Genomic DNA, 16,207 nt, shown 5'->3' on the forward strand with positions numbered 1-16,207 from the left:
TTGTCATAAAAAAAGGAACGCAACCGCGTTCCTTTTTTATTACCTGCAACCAGCAGGGATACCCCAACTATCGATGCTTCACCGTTGAAGTCTCATTGAGTATTTCAGCAAAATGAGAAACAAACTCCCGCCCTATCAACTTACCTTCACGGTAGTCTATTTCCAAATCATCCTTACTGCTCAGTAATGCACGGCTCCTCAAGCTTTTCTCCGGTGCTATCTGAATGATTTTCAGCCCCTCTGGGGGAGAGAGCATAAACTCATGTGCATCCTGGTAGGTGGTGTAATAACGATTAAGCATATCAATCACTTCTAAACGCTTGTTCGAACCAGTCAGTGACAAAAAGCGCTCTATATTGTCTGCAGAGAGCAAGCTCCAACCTTTGCTCTTAGTACTAGAATCGGTGCCTGAGATGGCCTCACCTTCCCCGCTGTTCAATGTTTCCTCTTTATCACGCCAGTTCAACTTCCAGCTTTCTAACTTGGTGGTGAGTTCACCATGCAGCGCCTTCACTCTATCCAAAGACTGGTTGAGGCTGAGCCTTTCGATATACTCAGGTAACGCTGTCTCTACCTTGCCCCGCCAATCATCAAAACGGCTGGTTCCATCTTGCGGCAAAACAACAGGCTCGGTTCTAACCACAATAACCAAGTCAGCACCACGCAACTGTGCCTGCCGAACGGGGACTGCAGCACTTACCCCGCCATCAACCCATTCTAAATCATTAATATTAACTGGTTGATTGTAGATAACAGGAATGGCACAGGATGCCCTCAATACCTCGCACCAGTTTTCCTCGTACATCGGCATGTAGATATCTTGCAAGGTATCTTTACGGGTTGCGCAAGCTAATGCTGTTCTACGCCGCAGTACTTCACGGGCGGTGACAATATCCAACGGGGTAGAACCACGCGGACAAACTTCTTCCAGCGCCCAGTCGAGGTTCATTGATTTCTGCTGGCTCAAATATTTATACAGATTGAAAAATTCATTGTCAGTGGTGTAGTTAACAATAAAGTTATAGCCGAACCGGGGTTGACGGCTGATAAAGGAAGAAAGGTTTAAGGCGCCGGCTGAAGTGCCGATGTAGAGCTCGAAGGGATCAAATCCGCTTTCCAAAAAAGCATCAAATACGCCAGCTGTAAAAATACCGCGCTGACCGCCTCCCTGTACCACAAGCGCAATTTTTTTCTTTTTCGCACTCAGCAGCTGGCGCGAGAAATTGTTAATTAAAGGTAAATCGAAAGCTTTTAAGCTAAACGGTAAATGATTTGTCATACCCCTGACTCTCAGACTACAGAATCCATTTCAGGCAGTATACCGTCCTTAGTTTGATAATACTTTAATCTTGACTACAGTTTTATTGCTGTATTAATAACTTACGCAGTCACTGAGACAAGGCCAAAACCCAAAATGACAGTCATGGTGATGATTGCAGTTAAGACAGCGAACTTCAAATCAGAATCCATAATAATATCCTTATCCCATCAAGGCACTTAACAAATTATTAACCCCATTTTAGGGAGAGTTCAAGATTCTGGCTAATAAAAAAGCAATAATATAAGAAAGCTGTCACACTAAATATTATGTTTGCGCTATTGGATAATGGTATGAAAACTGGACATTTGTTCATCATTGCCGCAGGACTAATAACGGCATCTCACTCAGCTATGGCGAATACCGTCTATGTCACCCCGTATGTTGGGTATACTTTTTCAAATTCAATCAAAGATGATAATGGGACCAAAATAGAGCCTGAAAACGATCCCCATTACGCAATCAGTATTGAAACAGACTTGGACAAAGGCCGTGTCGGCCTGTTCGTTAGCCACCAACCCACCGACTATGATACGTTCTCTGGTTCAGGCTCATTCACTTATGTCCATTTTCAGAGTTCACTACGCTTCGATACATTCGATCACTTTGATACCTATCTGGGCGCCAGTATAGGTACCACCATTATTGATGAAGACTGGACCGACAAAGACATGGTGTTCTCTGGTGGTTTCTTGGGTGGTGTTGAGTACAAGTTCACCCCTAACTTTTCAGTTCTGCTGGAAGGACGTTGGCTGGCCAATCTGATGGAAAGTGATACCACAACTATCTGTAACCTTCCTGAAGGAAACCAAACCTGTAACATCAGAGTCAATTCTGAGTGGCTAACCCAATTCCAGACCAACCTTGGCTTTACCTTCTCATTCTAAACATCAAGACGGCGGTTTCGACTGCTTATCAAGCCAACTTCCACACACCAGGATAGTGCTGCTGATGTGTGGAAAAGCTGAATTTGGGCCATTCCTCAGTCATTATCGTTAAGTTTGTAAAATAATATTTCCAACCAAACATTTTCCCTCCTGATAGTTTTTTCCACCAGCACGAAGGCGATCACGGTTTTTCTCATCTGGAAACTAATAAAAACCCAAAAATTAACAACTAGCTAATTTAGGATTTACAACCCTACGCTCTATTGCTTTACATATTCACTCTAGTTAATCTCGTCCCATCAGCGTGGTCTTACCTTTCAATTCTCACGCTAAGTATCGATATTAATTGGAATAATTCTCTGACTAATCCTATTTATATAGCGATTTGCAGTACATAAGGAGATGTATATGAAACGTGAACAATGGGGCTCGCGAGCAGGATTTATTCTTGCTGCAGTAGGCTCTGCAATCGGCCTTGGGAACATCTGGCGCTTCCCATATATGGCTTACGAAAATGGTGGTGGCGCCTTTTTTATCCCCTACCTTTTTGCCATGCTCACCGCCGGTATCCCATTTATGATCATGGAGTTCAGCCTTGGTCATAAACTTCGTGGTGCCGCACCCAGAGCCTTTTCAAAACTAGGTACAAAATTTGAGTGGCTTGGTTGGTTTCAAGTATTTATTGCTGCCATCATCGCTGTTTACTACGTCGCAATTATCGGCTGGGCAATTTCGTACTTGAGTTATTCATTCACCCAAAGCTGGGGCACAGACACTAACGGCTTCTTCTTCGGTGAATACCTGAAGCTCGGTGACAACACGCCTAGTCAACTAGGTAGCCTACAGAGCCATATTGCCATTCCAATGGCTATTGCATGGGCTATCACATTTGCTGCCGTATTTACCGGTGTTAAAGGCGGTATTGAACGCGCCAGCAAAATCATGATGCCGCTTCTATTTATCATGGTGCTTGCACTGATTGCCCGCGTGGTCTTCCTGCCTGGGGCTCTGGATGGTCTGAACTACCTATTCCAGCCAGATTTCAGCAAGATCATGGATGCCAAAGTATGGTCAGCAGCATACGGTCAGATTTTCTTCACCCTGAGTGTCGGCTTCGCCATTATGATTGCCTATTCTAGCTACCTGCCTGAGAAGTCTGATATCAACAACAACGCCTTCATGACGGTACTGATCAACTGTGGCTTCTCTATCACCGCAGGTGTATTGATCTTCGGTGTATTGGGTTACATGGCGCAAGAGCAAGCCAAACCGATCACTGAAGTCGTTTCAGCCGGTGTCGGTTTGGCGTTCGTGACTATTCCAGCAGCAATCAACCTGCTACCAGCTCCGTTTATCCTTGGTCCACTATTCTTCTTAGCTCTGGTCGTTGCAGGTCTCAGCTCGCACATTTCAATCATTGAAGCGGTTACTTCGGCCATCATCGATAAGCTGAAGATCTCGCGTAAACTTGCAGCCTCTTTGGTATGTGGCATCGGCTTTATCGTATCAATGGCATTTGCCACTAACGGCGGCTTGCTACTCCTAGATTTGGTTGACTACTTCATTAACAACGTTGCACTGCTTGCCAGTTGCTTGGTTGAGCTTGTCGTGATTGCCTGGTTGCTGAAAGTGTCTGACATCCGTAACTATGTAAACAGCATTTCGGAGTTCAGCATCGGTAAATGGTTTGAAATTTGTATCCGCTTCCTAAGCCCAGCAATGCTAGCGGTTATTCTAGGCACAAACCTTGTGAACACCTTCAATGATGGCTACGGCGGTTATGCTACCTCAGATCTACTGATACTCGGTTGGGGTTTGGTTGCAGCTATGTTTGTTGTTGCCGTCATCATCAACGTTTCGTCTAAACCACAACTTCAGCAGGAGGCCAAACTATGACCACAGGTGCGATTATCATGATGCTTTTCGGCTTGGGCATTACATGGGGCGGCGCAGCATACTGCATCTCCGTTGCGATGAAAAAGCAATAATATAAGGCTAAAAGTCAACAAGGAGGCATTTCGCCTCCTTGTTTTTTTGTCCTAAGCCAACAGTAATAATGTTAACAATGATGCATTCTCATAAAGAATTCTTTTCCTTATGGCAATCAGATAGCTACAATCGGAATTCATGAGATGGCAGCTGAAAAATAACAGCCTGTAAACAACACAAGCCATCAGACCCGATTTATCTGTTGAGCCCAATGAAAAATAAGAACCAAGGATTTGAAATGAAGTTAGCAGCATTAGTACTCTCAACGACACTCATCCCATCCATCGCTTTGGCATCTACATCCAGTTGCGAAAGTGAAAAATACCATCAATATATCGACGCTTCGCTCAACTGGTATGAAAACCTCGTCGAGCTAGCAGTAGAAAAAGAACCCAGTCTCAAAGAAGTCGGTGATTGGTTTCTGGAAGGACGTAAACACCATTTTGAGCTAAACCGTGATGCCTTCGATTGGTACCTTGCCAACGACAAAGATAAACTCGCCCTATCCCTGCCGGTTGAATCTTGGCTCAATCTGACTCAACAGGATGTCAAAGCACTATCAGAGCAAGATTCGGAGTTAGGCAAAGCGGCAAAACTGGCTTTTGATGACCGCCAAAGCAAACCCCATCCGCAAAACTACGCATTGCGCAGTGCATTTGCTGAGTTATTAACCCATCCGGGTAACATTGAAAAGCCACTCAATACCTATAACGAAAAAATAACGGCGATTTCTGAAATGGAATGTAAGTAATCACCAAGTCTATGGCTCAATATAAATTTTATATAAATTGGGCCAGTTTCTTATTCTTTTCAATTGCATACCTAAGTCGATTCATACAAGATCAACGGTTTTTTGCTACGGTCAATCTACCCTTTTTCGCCATGAATCCCTTTGATTAGGAAGGACCCAAGATGACAAAACGGTACGCTAACGCACTATGTATTCTTTTTCCTGCAGCTTGTTTATCGACTCAAGCGCTAGCCAACCAGCCACAAACCTGGTCTGCAGGCCTCAATGCTGATATTTCAATTTTGGCTGGCTACTCAGAAAGCCGCTCCCCATTCAACACTGATGACAGCACGATTAGTGATTACGGCAAAGCGGACAAAGAAAGTGACTTACTTATCGCTCCACTGGGTACTATTAGCTACACCAATGAAGCACTCGACAAGCAGGTGTACTTTGGTACCAGCCGTTCTGACTTGGCCTTCGGTCGTTTTCATGTAGAACTCGGCTATAAACACAAACTCAAAGACAACGGCACCTTGATTTTTAGCTATGTGCCAGGATTGCTGACAAGTGAAACTTGGCAAGACCCGTACTTGCTGGATCAAGATCGCTCAAAGACCGACAGTACAATCAGAGGCCTGCGTTTCCAGTATAATCAGATCCTCGGCAGTAATTTCTCGCTGGAGCTGTCTGGCGGTAACCAGGATCTTGACGAAGAAAACAGCGGTGCAAGCCAGGTTCGTCTTGATGATTCGCAGAAAGAATCACTCGACCGCCAGTCTGATATCTACTTTGCCCAGCTAAGTCATTTCTTGCCAATCAACCGCACACAAGTCATCCGCTCAGCGGTCAGCTATACCCGTAACGACGCACAGGGCTCGGCGATGGCCAGTGACAGCTTTGGTGCTGAATTAGGTGTGGTGCAGCGTGTCAACAAAGCCAGCTTCGCACTGACCTTCAGCTACAACTATGTGGACTTTGATGAGCAAAACCCTATCTTTGAGCGTACCCAACAAGATGATAAATGGGGTGTGTTCCTAGCATCGCAATACGATGCGCCTATGGGCTGGGAAAACTGGAACTTAGTCTCGCTTATAGGCTATAACCAAAGTAACTCAAACATCACTTTTTATGATGAAGAGAGCTTACTATTCACCGTGGGTATGAACTACCGTTTCTAATTTTTTTTCGACAGCGGCGGCAAATTGCATTAAATTAGCTGCAATTTGCCGAAATAGTTACAAGTTATTAATCGTTATGGCAGTAGTGGATCACAAAAAAGCCGATGCAACCCAAGAGTCGCTGCATCGCATTTTTACAGTGCCGGAAGCACCCGAATCGACGTTAGGTCGGATCGAAAAAGACATTTCAGAAAACCTCAATGTGTTTTTGCAAACGCATATTGCTGCCCGCGAAAAACCTCTGGCAGAAATCGAGAAGGACTTCTCGTCCGCCGATATTCCAGAGACGCCGAGCTTTGTTTCTGATCACACCCATTTCCTATTGGACAAGCTGGTCGCACAGTCAGTGCATACCTCTGCGCCGACGTTTATCGGTCACATGACATCGGCCCTGCCCTACTTCTTGATGCCGCTGTCCAAAATCATGATCGGTTTGAACCAGAACCTGGTAAAAATCGAAACCTCCAAGGCATTTACGCCATTGGAACGCCAAGTGCTGGGAATGCTTCACAACCTGGTTTACGGTGAGCAAGAGGTCTTCTACCAACAGTGGATGCACAGTGCCAATCACTCACTTGGAGCTTTCTGCTCTGGCGGTACCATTGCAAACATCACGGCCCTTTGGGTTGCACGTAATAATGCGCTCAAACCGGATGGTGCGTTTAGAGGTGTCGCGCAGGAAGGTCTTTTCAAGGCGATGAAACATTATGGCTACGAAGATCTGGTGGTGCTAGTTTCCGAGCGTGGCCATTACTCGCTCAAGAAAGCCGCTGACGTATTGGGCTTAGGCAGAGACTGCTTGGTCCCTATCAAGACTGACAGCCACAACCGTGTCCGTGTCGATGAAATGCGTGCCAAGCTAAAAGAGCTCAAGCAGAACAATATCAAAGCCTTTGCGATTGTCGGTGTAGCCGGCACCACGGAAACCGGCAATATTGACCCGCTTGAAGAGCTGGCTGATCTGGCTCAGGAATATGATTGCCATTTCCATGTCGATGCGGCTTGGGGTGGTGCGACTCTGATGTCCAACACCTACCGCCCGCTACTGAAGGGGATCGAGCGTGCTGACTCTGTCACCATTGATGCCCACAAACAGCTGTATGTACCGATGGGTGCCGGTATGGTTATTTTCAAGAACCCAGCCCTGATGACGGCCATCGAGCACCATGCTGAGTATATCCTGCGTAAGGGCTCCAAAGACCTAGGTAGCCATACTCTGGAAGGCTCAAGAAGCGGTATGGCGATGCTGCTGTATGCCAGCCTTAACATCATCAGCCGCCCGGGTTACGAAATGCTGATCAACACCAGTATCGAGAAGGCCAAGTACTTTGCCTCTTTGATTAATAAAGATCCGGATTTTGAGCTGATTTCAGAGCCTGAGCTTTGCTTGTTGACCTATCGCTATGCGCCTGCTCGAACGCAAGAAGCGCTGCACCTTGCCGATCCGGCTCAACGTGAAGAGTTGTTGTCTGCCCTTGATGATATGACAAAATTCATCCAGAAGCGCCAACGTGAATCAGGTAAGTCGTTTGTTTCTCGTACCCGTATAACCCCTGAGGCATGGGACCGCAGGCTAACAACCGTTTTCCGCGTCGTGCTAGCCAACCCACTCACAACGGACCAGATCCTCAAGGATGTACTGCAAGAACAGAAAGACATTGCCAAGCAGAGCTTGATCAGTTTCCCTAAAATCAACACCCTCACAGACAGCATTCTGAATCAGCAAGCTGCACTCTAAATTAGCATGCGATAAGTGGGTAAACAGTTTGAAAGCCTGGTGAAAGCCAGGCTTTTTTGCGTCTAAAGCAGCGAGAGCTGATTTCATATTTCTTCACAGCTTGCTTTAAAAACCATCAATTACCTTAAAATAATTTTCACAAAGCAATTAACTGCCTGATAAAACACCGCAAGACCGCTCAAATTACGACCGAACAGTCATTTCATCGAGAAATAACCGCCAATGCAGAGCATTGAAATAACAACACACCCAACTCATACTGGCAACCAAACATTAACTATTAGCCACTAAATGCAAAATTTAAAGTGAATGTCTTATTATTGATACTCTTCCAACCATTCATATCACGTAATAATAGTTGATCAAGATCAACATAAGCGCCGTTTTAAACAAACAAAAAAGGCCAATACCCAGTGGATATCGGCCTATTTATTACAAATTATTTCAGTGCTTCAGTACATCAATGCCGGGGAATTAGTCACCCGCAAACATGTATCCTTCACCGTGTACCGTAACAAAAATCTGCGGGTTTTTCGGGTCAACTTCCATCTTGGAGCGCATACGGCGGATCAGTACATCAATGGTACGATCGTTAGGCGCTTCGACACGATGGCTAAGCATATTCAAGATGCGCTCACGACTCAGAACCACGTTCGGATGGGAAGAAAAAGCCACCAGCAACTCGTATTCCGCCTTGGTCAGTTTAACAGGTACACCATTGTGCGTTAACGCGCGCTTGTTAATATCAAACTGCCAATCACCAAAGCGAATAATGCTATCTTCTTGCATCTCAACCATGGTTTCATCACGTGCTTTTTCGACAAGAGAGATGCGCCACAGCAGGTTTTTGACCCTAACCAAAAGTTCTCGCAATTCAAAAGGTTTGGTCACGTAGTCGTCGGCCCCCATCTCTAATCCGACAATACGATCAATGCTATCTGTACGCCCCGTCACCAGGATAATGCCGACCTCTGAACGACTTCTCAACTCGCGGGTTAGCATCAGGCCATCTTCGCCTGGTAGGTTAATATCGAGCATGACAAGATCGATCTTTTCACTGGCCATCACTTCGCGCATCTGGGCACCGCTTTCGGCCTGACTGACTTTATATCCCTCGTTCTCAAAGTACCCGACCAATTTGGTACGGGTAACAATTTCATCCTCTACTACAAGTACATGATGACTCATTTCTTTCTCTTTATGTCTTATTTACTGTTCTATAAAAACGTTAGCACAGGAGGCAGTTATTCACAATTTGTCATAATCCTGCAAATCCTGTTCACTGCCGCCATTAACCTTATTCACATCGTGGAATTAAGATTACCCCATAAAAATTTATACGTCACCGTAGTTTACGGCAGGCATTCATTCGAAATTGGAATCTTCCACTATGAAAAAACTTTGGCAAATGTTGACTAAGCCTAGCAGCAAGTATTCGATTCTTGCGCTGGTCTTGGTTGGTATTGGTATCACTTTGGCGGGCGTTGTGACCGTACACAAGAGTTTTGAATTCGCGTCTTCCACTGAATTCTGTACGTCTTGTCACACCATGCAGCAAAACTACGAAGAATACAAACAAAGCATCCACTTCAAAAATGCCTCGGGTGTTCGTGCCGAGTGTGTTGACTGTCACCAGCCAAAAGATTTGCCAGGCAAGGTTCAGCGTAAGCTGGGCGCGTGGAAAGATGTATACAACCACTTCATCACCAAGAAAATAGACACGCCAGAGAAACTGGAAGAGCACCGCTTGGAGCTTGCGACCATGGTATGGGATCGCATGAAGAGCCAGAACTCTAAAACCTGTAAGAGCTGTCACTCGTACGATGCGATGGATCATACCAAGCAGTCTGCACAAGCCGCTTTCGAAATGAACAAAGCTGCCGCTGAAGACATGAACTGTATCGAGTGTCACAAGGGTATTGCCCACGAACTGCCAAACATGGCTGGCGGCTTCCAGAAAGACTTCGAAGAGCTTCAGGCAACAGCTAACTCACAAGGTGCCGTGGCTGAGAAACTTTACTCTTTGGGCGAAAAAGACCTATTTGCGACCGATGATGCCAACGGCAAGTCTGACGGTAAGCTGCTTCCTGCATCTGAAGTCACTGTACTTGAGCGCAACGGTGACATGCTGAAGGTTAAAGTTGATGGCTGGCTAGAGAAAGAAGGCAAAGGCCGTGTGATGACCGAGTACATGGGTAAGCGTGTCTTCAAGGCTACTATCCGTGGTGAAGTTAAAGCGACTGAGCAAGTTATCGAAGAGCAAACTGACGCATCAACCAACATCGTTTGGCAGCACGTTTCTGTTGAAGCTTGGATCACTGGCGAAGACATGATCGACAATATCCAGCCAATCTGGAACTACGCCGAGAACATGTACGGTGCAACCTGTAACGCCTGTCACGCTGCTCCGGACCCAGGCCATTTTACTGCAAACGGTTGGATCTCAGGTCTGAACGGCATGAGCGCCTACTACCGTCTAAGCAAAACTGAAGAGCGTACCCTTCTGAAGTACCTTCAGAACCACGGTAAAGACACCGGCGGCGCTGGCTCTCATTAATTCCTATTCGCAGAGAGGGGACTCGCTCCCCTCTCCCATGCAAAAGAATTCAAATTAAAGGAATTGCTCAATGGCAACTCAAATTCTGAACAAAGGCGTTTCACGCCGCCGTTTCCTTTCAGGCATGGTTGCAGCAAGTGCTGCATCTGTTGTCGGTACTAGCCTGCTGGCACCTCGCAAAGCTCTGGCTGCAACTGATACCAAGGCTAACTTCTCCGGTGAAGTACTATCTGGTTCTCACTGGGGTGCATTCCGCGCCAAAGTAGAAAACGGTGTATGGGTAGATACCGTACCGTTCGAAAAAGACAAGAACCCAACCTCAATGATCAACGGTGTACGTGAAGTGGTATACAACCCTGCACGTGTTAAGTACCCGATGGTTCGTCTTGACTGGCTAAAACACGGCTACAAGTCAGATACAAGCCAGCGCGGTGACAACCGTTTCGTTCGTGTGCCTTGGTCACAGGCTTTGGACTTTTTCTACCACGAACTAGAGCGAGTTCAGAACAACTACGGTCCAAGTGCCCTATACGCGGGTCATACTGGTTGGCAGTCAGTGGGTAAACTGCACTCTGCAGGTACCATGATGATGCGTGCAATCGGTCTACACGGTACTTACCTTGGTAAAATGGGGGATTACTCTACCGGTGCTGCGCAGGTTGTGCTTCCTTACGTTGCTGGTGCAATGGAAGTTTACGAACAGCAGACTTCTTGGCCGCTTGTTCTTGAGCACTCAGATACTATCGTGATCTGGGGTTCTGATCCGGTTAAGAACCTGCAAGTTGGTTGGTTGGTGCCTGACCACAGCCCTTATGCTTACTTCGAGCAACTAGCCGATAAGGTGAAGAACAACGAAATCAAGGTTATCTACATTGATCCCGTTGTCTCTGACACCCAGAAGTTCGTGGGTGGCGAGCAGGTTAAAGTGAACCCGCAAACCGATGTGCCTTTGATGCTGGCTATTGCCCACACGCTATATACCGAGAACCTTTACAACAAAGAATTCCTGGCTGACTACACTACAGGTTTCGACAAGTTCCTGCCTTACCTACTGGGTGAGAAAGACGGCACGGCGAAAACACCTGAATGGGCTGAGAAAATTTGTGGTATCGACGCTGATACCATCCGCGAGCTAGCTCGTCAGATGGCTTCTGGCCGTACCCAGATCATCGGTGGCTGGTGTCTACAGCGTATGCAGCACGGTGAGCAGTACGCGTGGATGCTGGTTGTGGTTGCTGCGATGCTGGGCCAGATCGGTCTGCCAGGCGGTGGTTTCGGTTTCGGCTGGCACTACAACGATGCAGGTTCAATCACCTCTAACGGCCCACTGATGTCAGGTTTCAGCGGTGTAACCGGTGTTGACCCAATCCACAACGGTTCGTACAAAGGCTACTCGTCTTACATCCCTGTAGCTCGCTTCGTAGACTGTATCGAGAACCCAGGTAAGACTATCCAATGGAACGGTCACGACATCACCTTCCCTGAAATGAAGATGGCGATCTTCTGTGGTAACAACCCATTCCACCACCACCAAGATCGTAACAAGATGATCAAGATCTGGCGTAAGCTTGAGACCGTTGTTTCTGTTGAGCACCAATGGACAGCAACCTGTCGCTTTGCCGATATCGTTCTGCCTGCAACAACCACGCACGAGCGTAACGACATCGAACAGTACGGCAACCACTCTAACGCCGGTATCATTGCCCTTCCCAAAGTGGTTGAGCCGATGTACGAAGCGAAAGACGATTTCGATATCTTCCGCGATCTGTGCCGCCGTTTCGACCGTGAAGAAGCCTTCACCGAAGGTAAATCACAGATGGAGTGGATCGAGCAGTTCTACAACGGTGCACGCCTGCAGGGCCGTGGCCTAGGTGTTCGTATGCCTAACTTCAAGAAATTCTGGGAAGAAGAAGGTTTCATCGAGTTCCCGGCAGGCACCGAGTGGGTACGTCACGAGTCATTCCGTAATGAACCGGATCTTGAGCCACTGGGCACAGCAACAGGTCTTATCGAGATCTACTGTAAAGCCATTGCCGATATGGGGTACGACGACTGTCAGGGTCACCCAATGTGGTTCGAGAAGAAAGAGCGTAGCCACGGTGGTCCGGGCTCTGAGAAGTTCCCACTGAACCTACAGAGTACGCACCCTAAACACCGACTGCACTCTCAGCTTTGTTCTTCAACAGAGCACCGTGCAACATATTCGGTTGCCGATCGTGAGCCTGTATACATCAGCACACAAGACGCAAAAGCGCGTGGCATTAAATCTGGTGATATCGTACGTGTCTTCAATGACCGCGGTGAAGTACTGGCAGGCGCAGTTGTGACTGACGACTACATGTCTGGTGTTTGCCGTATCCACGAAGGTGCATGGTACAGCCCGCTAGAAGGCGGTAAGCCCGGTACACTCTGTACTTACGGTGATCCAAACGTACTGACTCAAGATATCGGCTCTTCGAAGCTAGCTCAGGCAACGTCGGCTGCCTCTGCGTTGGTTGAAATCGAGAAGTACACAGGCAAGGTGCCAGCGGTAACCGGCTTCCATGGCCCTACAGCCGTGACTGACATTAACCCACTATTCCCAGCGATGGATCTAGAATAAGTTAATATCAGCTATTACCCAGTCAGGGGCTTTGGCCCCTGACTGATTTTTACTTCTATAACAGTGTGTTTACAAAACCTATTCAGATAGAATATATGCTTTATTTATTCTACCTAAATATGTTTTTTATTCGGTGAGCACAGCACCGCATGCCTTGATTTGGAGTGATCATGAAAGAGTTTATTGCTTTCAACGAACAACGCGCAGAAATTTATTGGTGGATGTCATCCCTTTTCGCTCGAGAGCTGACCGAGCAGGACATTGAACAATACCGTGGTGGCGATATGGTCACTTTTTTGTCAGGCTTGGCAATGACACCGGAGCTAAAGCAGCCTGTGGAAGCCTTCCGAGACGCCATTAACCGTTTGGAAAGCCGAGAAGACGCTCAACTAGAGCTTGCTGCTGACTTCTGTGGCTTGTTCCTGAGCACACCAAAGTCCGGTGCCCTTCCCTATGCATCTATGTATGTCGGCGAAAGCGGCCTGATGAATGACAAGCCAGCACAAGACATGAACAAGCTGATGGAAGAGTATGGCATTGCCCAGCGCAAAGAGTTTAATGAGCCTGCCGATCACCTTGCTGTCGAACTCGACTTCATGGGCAACTTGATCATCATGGCTAACCAGCAAGGTTCACCGGAGCAAGCTGAACCGGTTATGCAGGCGCAGCTCGATTTCATCAACACTATGCTGCTTAACTGGCTGCCTGCCTTTGCCGCTGAAGCCAAACAGCGAGACCAGTTTGGTTTTTATGCAGCAGCAGCACAAGTGCTCATCGCATTCTGCCATTTGGACGCTCAGTTCCTAAGAGGCGAAGAACAATAATCCTGACTGGCAATAGCCAGCGACTCAAAAACACTATCTTCATTTGCCGGCACATGGATTGCCGGCTTTTTTGTACTTCGCCTTCCATGCAACGCCCACTTTCAAAGGCAGCCTGCTGCTTGTTCAGTTCGTATCCAGCATACATGACACAATACTGACATTCCGCTTTGGGTGCTTTTATACATTGCAGTCATAGCGATGATAACCACCAACAAAGGTTAAACTATGCAAAACAGCAAAACGCGTACCCTGCAACAATCAAATTCAGTATTCAACCTAATGAAATACGCCCTTCCTTTGATGCTTGTGACTTTGTTCGCATTTAGTCCAGCGTCGAAGGCCAGTGATGCGGCAACCGATACAGTTGCCAACCAGAAAGAAGTAACGCACCGTATCAATGCAATCCAGCGTGATTTGACCAGCATCCGTCAGCAAACGCTACAGGCAAATCCAGAGCTAATTGAACAAGCCAAAGCCTTTGAAGCGGCCTACAAAGAGAAGGCCAAAGAAATCGGTTACAACCCTGATGAGTTCGTCAGTCAGGCTCAAGAGATCCAAGACAAAGTTCGCAATGCTGAAACCAGCGAAGAAGAACGTGAAGCGTTGATTAAAGAATTCGCTGCCGCTAAGCGTCAGCTAGCCGAACAGCGTGAGAGCATCCTTGCGGATGAAAAGCTGATGGCAATGCAGGAAAAGCTGCAGGCTGATACGTTTGCAGCGATGAAATCTACCAACCCTGAAACTGAAACATTGATCCAAGAGCTAAATAGCCTATTGGAATCTCTTCAGTAAGCGTTAGCCCAAATATTGATAACAAATACCGCAGCCATTTCGCTGCGGTATTTTTTATCGACCATCTTCATAATCGCTCATGTTAATACCCATTTCATCAGCAACATCCATCCAGTAAGGCTCGGCTTCGCACACACAGCAGTCGCACCAGTTGGCAATTCCTTCGTGCATGCTCATCTTTTCCTCTGGTACAACACTCTCGCTGTCAGGGCGGCTTCGCCCGATATCATTACTAGCCATAACACCCTCCTCTATGAGGATTCTCCCGCAACAAAAGCCGATAGAATAAGTATAGGGAATTAAGAGCTATTATTGGCGATAACAAAAAGGGCAGCACGACAGCAGCCCTTTTCTTTTAATCAATCCCACTTAGGACAGAGCACATCTATCATCACTGGTTGGCAGGAATCAAATCAGGTTCATCTGTCATGTTTCGGGTCACATAAACAGCTAGCAACAGTGCACTAAAGCCACCAACCAATTTACCGGCGACAACAGCAGAAATCATGTCGCTATTTACCGCCGCCGTGAAACCAAGGTGGTCTCCAAAGACAAAAGAACCACATACCGCAAAAGCCACGTTAATCACCTTCCCGCGGTTGTCCATGTCTTTGAAGATATTGAACATTGCAATGTTGTTTGCCATGGTAGCCACAAGACCGGCCGCTGCTGTTTCTCCCATCCCCATTGAACTGCCCAGTTTGATGAGCGGTTTGTTCAAGTGCTTGGTAATAAAGTGGACCATCGGGAATGCACCAGCCAACACGATAGCAATGGCACCGACAATTTCGATACCGTCTGAAATAGGTGCCATACCTGGGATTAGTACCAAGCCGGTCAAGGTTTCTACCACTATCGCCGCCAAGGCAATAGTGATAACAGCAATTACCCCTTTACCAAAGACTTCAAAGCCTCGGATCATCGCATCGGGTTTGAGCCATAGACCGACCGCAATCAAGCCGGCAACAATCACGATAGGCACCAAATTACCCAAGATCATTGCCATATCAAAGCCGGCAACCAACCCGCCAACGAAGCAACCCACAGGGATAGTGATCATCCCAATCAGTACACCGCGCGCCAGGTATTGAGTATCCTCTTTTTGGATGATTCCCAGCGCCACGGGAATGGTAAAGACCAATGTTGGTCCCATCATGGCACCTAGGATCAAGCCAGAGAACAAACCCGCCGCTTCGGTTTCCGCCATGCTCTGTGCTAATGGATAGCCGCCCATGTCATTGGCTAGCAATGTACCGGCAAACATTGCTGGGTCCGCACCTAGTGCGGTATATAAAGGCACGACAACAGGGCTGAGTAAATTAGCCAGCACCGGAGCTAAACTCACGACCCCGACCATTGCCAATGCCAAAGCCCCCATAGCCATGAAGCCTTCGTCGAATTGCTGTCCGTAGCCCCACCGGTTACCGAGAACTTTATCTATCGCCCCCAGAACCATGAAGCCCACCATAATGTATAGAATGATGTCATTCATGATGTACCTTCCTTTTCCCAAATAATGATTTGCATCAGCTGCAAGGAATCGTTGCTTTCTTCAAGGTGCAAGAGCTCCGCCCTGTGCAGCTGCATAC

Annotated in this window: 15 protein-coding genes; 10 read left to right on the forward strand and 5 right to left on the reverse strand. The window is 47.1% G+C overall.

Translation table 11 applies throughout. The features are described from left to right. Nucleotides 1-67: 67 nt before the first annotated feature. Nucleotides 68-1,279, reverse strand: coding sequence for a patatin family protein (locus tag R2X38_RS08470; protein WP_317521801.1), 1,212 nt, complete (start codon nucleotides 1,277-1,279; stop codon nucleotides 68-70). A 101-nt stretch (nucleotides 1,280-1,380) separates the two neighbouring features. Continuing rightward, nucleotides 1,381-1,470 carry a YnhF family membrane protein gene (locus tag R2X38_RS08475; RefSeq protein WP_317521802.1) on the reverse strand — a complete coding sequence of 30 codons (90 nt, stop codon included), beginning with the start codon at nucleotides 1,468-1,470 and terminating at the stop codon, nucleotides 1,381-1,383. 141 nt (nucleotides 1,471-1,611) lie between these two features. Between R2X38_RS08475 and R2X38_RS08480 the strand changes: the two genes are divergently transcribed. The 6 genes from R2X38_RS08480 (at nucleotide 1,612) to panP (ending at nucleotide 7,843) form a co-directional block, all read left to right on the forward strand. Continuing rightward, nucleotides 1,612-2,205, forward strand: coding sequence for an outer membrane beta-barrel protein (locus R2X38_RS08480; protein WP_317521803.1), 594 nt, complete (start codon nucleotides 1,612-1,614; stop codon nucleotides 2,203-2,205). Nucleotides 2,206-2,613: 408 nt separating this feature from the next. Next, on the forward strand, nucleotides 2,614-4,101 hold the full coding sequence (locus R2X38_RS08485; RefSeq protein ID WP_317521804.1) for a sodium-dependent transporter: 1,488 nt from the start codon (nucleotides 2,614-2,616) through the stop codon (nucleotides 4,099-4,101). Then, on the forward strand, nucleotides 4,098-4,193 hold the full coding sequence (locus R2X38_RS08490) for a MetS family NSS transporter small subunit (RefSeq protein ID WP_107298394.1): 96 nt from the start codon (nucleotides 4,098-4,100) through the stop codon (nucleotides 4,191-4,193). Before R2X38_RS08485 ends, R2X38_RS08490 begins: the two co-directional genes overlap by 4 nt. A 239-nt stretch (nucleotides 4,194-4,432) precedes the next feature. After that, nucleotides 4,433-4,945 carry a hypothetical protein gene (locus tag R2X38_RS08495; protein ID WP_317521805.1) on the forward strand — a complete coding sequence of 171 codons (513 nt, stop codon included), beginning with the start codon at nucleotides 4,433-4,435 and terminating at the stop codon, nucleotides 4,943-4,945. 161 nt (nucleotides 4,946-5,106) lie between these two features. Beyond that, nucleotides 5,107-6,105, forward strand: a complete 999-nt coding sequence (locus R2X38_RS08500; RefSeq protein ID WP_317521806.1) for a DUF2860 domain-containing protein — start codon at nucleotides 5,107-5,109, stop codon at nucleotides 6,103-6,105. Nucleotides 6,106-6,181: 76 nt separating this feature from the next. Then, nucleotides 6,182-7,843 (forward strand): pyridoxal-dependent aspartate 1-decarboxylase PanP, encoded by a 1,662-nt coding sequence (gene panP / locus R2X38_RS08505; protein WP_317521807.1) that lies wholly within the window; start codon nucleotides 6,182-6,184, stop codon nucleotides 7,841-7,843. Between the two features lie 474 nt (nucleotides 7,844-8,317). Here panP and torR read toward each other — a convergent pair whose 3' ends face one another. Next, nucleotides 8,318-9,031 (reverse strand): two-component system response regulator TorR, encoded by a 714-nt coding sequence (gene torR / locus R2X38_RS08510; protein ID WP_317521808.1) that lies wholly within the window; start codon nucleotides 9,029-9,031, stop codon nucleotides 8,318-8,320. A 202-nt stretch (nucleotides 9,032-9,233) separates the two neighbouring features. Between torR and torC the strand changes: the two genes are divergently transcribed. The 4 genes from torC (at nucleotide 9,234) to R2X38_RS08530 (ending at nucleotide 14,618) form a co-directional block, all read left to right on the forward strand. Further along, the gene (gene torC, locus R2X38_RS08515; RefSeq protein ID WP_317521809.1) at nucleotides 9,234-10,400 is read left to right on the forward strand and encodes a pentaheme c-type cytochrome TorC; all 1,167 of its coding nucleotides are present in this window, start codon (nucleotides 9,234-9,236) and stop codon (nucleotides 10,398-10,400) included. A 70-nt stretch (nucleotides 10,401-10,470) separates the two neighbouring features. After that, nucleotides 10,471-13,002, forward strand: coding sequence for a trimethylamine-N-oxide reductase TorA (gene torA / locus R2X38_RS08520; protein WP_317521810.1), 2,532 nt, complete (start codon nucleotides 10,471-10,473; stop codon nucleotides 13,000-13,002). A gap of 170 nt (nucleotides 13,003-13,172) precedes the next feature. Beyond that, on the forward strand, nucleotides 13,173-13,826 hold the full coding sequence (gene torD, locus R2X38_RS08525) for a molecular chaperone TorD (protein WP_317521811.1): 654 nt from the start codon (nucleotides 13,173-13,175) through the stop codon (nucleotides 13,824-13,826). Between the two features lie 225 nt (nucleotides 13,827-14,051). Next, the gene (locus R2X38_RS08530) at nucleotides 14,052-14,618 is read left to right on the forward strand and encodes a hypothetical protein (protein WP_317521812.1); all 567 of its coding nucleotides are present in this window, start codon (nucleotides 14,052-14,054) and stop codon (nucleotides 14,616-14,618) included. Between the two features lie 54 nt (nucleotides 14,619-14,672). On the opposite strand, the gene R2X38_RS08535 is transcribed toward R2X38_RS08530, so the two are convergent. Together R2X38_RS08535 and eutH are read right to left on the reverse strand one after the other, a co-directional pair. Further along, nucleotides 14,673-14,858: a hypothetical protein gene (locus tag R2X38_RS08535; protein ID WP_317521813.1), complete on the reverse strand. Its 186-nt coding sequence runs from the start codon at nucleotides 14,856-14,858 to the stop codon at nucleotides 14,673-14,675. Nucleotides 14,859-15,009: 151 nt separating this feature from the next. After that, the gene (eutH, locus tag R2X38_RS08540) at nucleotides 15,010-16,110 is read right to left on the reverse strand and encodes an ethanolamine utilization protein EutH (protein WP_317521814.1); all 1,101 of its coding nucleotides are present in this window, start codon (nucleotides 16,108-16,110) and stop codon (nucleotides 15,010-15,012) included. Between the last annotated feature and the right edge of the window lie 97 nt (nucleotides 16,111-16,207).

This window comes from Photobacterium rosenbergii, assembly GCF_033022775.1.
Taxonomy (GTDB): domain Bacteria; phylum Pseudomonadota; class Gammaproteobacteria; order Enterobacterales; family Vibrionaceae; genus Photobacterium; species Photobacterium rosenbergii_A.

Bases quoted from the DNA above. Each gene is read 5' to 3' on its own strand.
- eutH (WP_317521814.1), bottom strand. From the start codon at position 16,110: ATGAATGACATCATTCTATACATTATGGTGGGCTTCATGGTTCTGGGG.
- R2X38_RS08495 (WP_317521805.1), top strand. From the start codon at position 4,433: ATGAAGTTAGCAGCATTAGTACTCTCAACGACACTCATCCCATCCATC.
- torC (WP_317521809.1), top strand. From the start codon at position 9,234: ATGAAAAAACTTTGGCAAATGTTGACTAAGCCTAGCAGCAAGTATTCG.
- R2X38_RS08470 (WP_317521801.1), bottom strand. From the start codon at position 1,279: ATGACAAATCATTTACCGTTTAGCTTAAAAGCTTTCGATTTACCTTTA.
- R2X38_RS08485 (WP_317521804.1), top strand. From the start codon at position 2,614: ATGAAACGTGAACAATGGGGCTCGCGAGCAGGATTTATTCTTGCTGCA.
- R2X38_RS08535 (WP_317521813.1), bottom strand. From the start codon at position 14,858: ATGGCTAGTAATGATATCGGGCGAAGCCGCCCTGACAGCGAGAGTGTT.
- R2X38_RS08530 (WP_317521812.1), top strand. From the start codon at position 14,052: ATGCAAAACAGCAAAACGCGTACCCTGCAACAATCAAATTCAGTATTC.
- R2X38_RS08480 (WP_317521803.1), top strand. From the start codon at position 1,612: ATGAAAACTGGACATTTGTTCATCATTGCCGCAGGACTAATAACGGCA.
- torR (WP_317521808.1), bottom strand. From the start codon at position 9,031: ATGAGTCATCATGTACTTGTAGTAGAGGATGAAATTGTTACCCGTACC.
- R2X38_RS08490 (WP_107298394.1), top strand. From the start codon at position 4,098: ATGACCACAGGTGCGATTATCATGATGCTTTTCGGCTTGGGCATTACA.
- R2X38_RS08500 (WP_317521806.1), top strand. From the start codon at position 5,107: ATGACAAAACGGTACGCTAACGCACTATGTATTCTTTTTCCTGCAGCT.
- panP (WP_317521807.1), top strand. From the start codon at position 6,182: ATGGCAGTAGTGGATCACAAAAAAGCCGATGCAACCCAAGAGTCGCTG.
- torA (WP_317521810.1), top strand. From the start codon at position 10,471: ATGGCAACTCAAATTCTGAACAAAGGCGTTTCACGCCGCCGTTTCCTT.
- R2X38_RS08475 (WP_317521802.1), bottom strand. From the start codon at position 1,470: ATGGATTCTGATTTGAAGTTCGCTGTCTTAACTGCAATCATCACCATG.
- torD (WP_317521811.1), top strand. From the start codon at position 13,173: ATGAAAGAGTTTATTGCTTTCAACGAACAACGCGCAGAAATTTATTGG.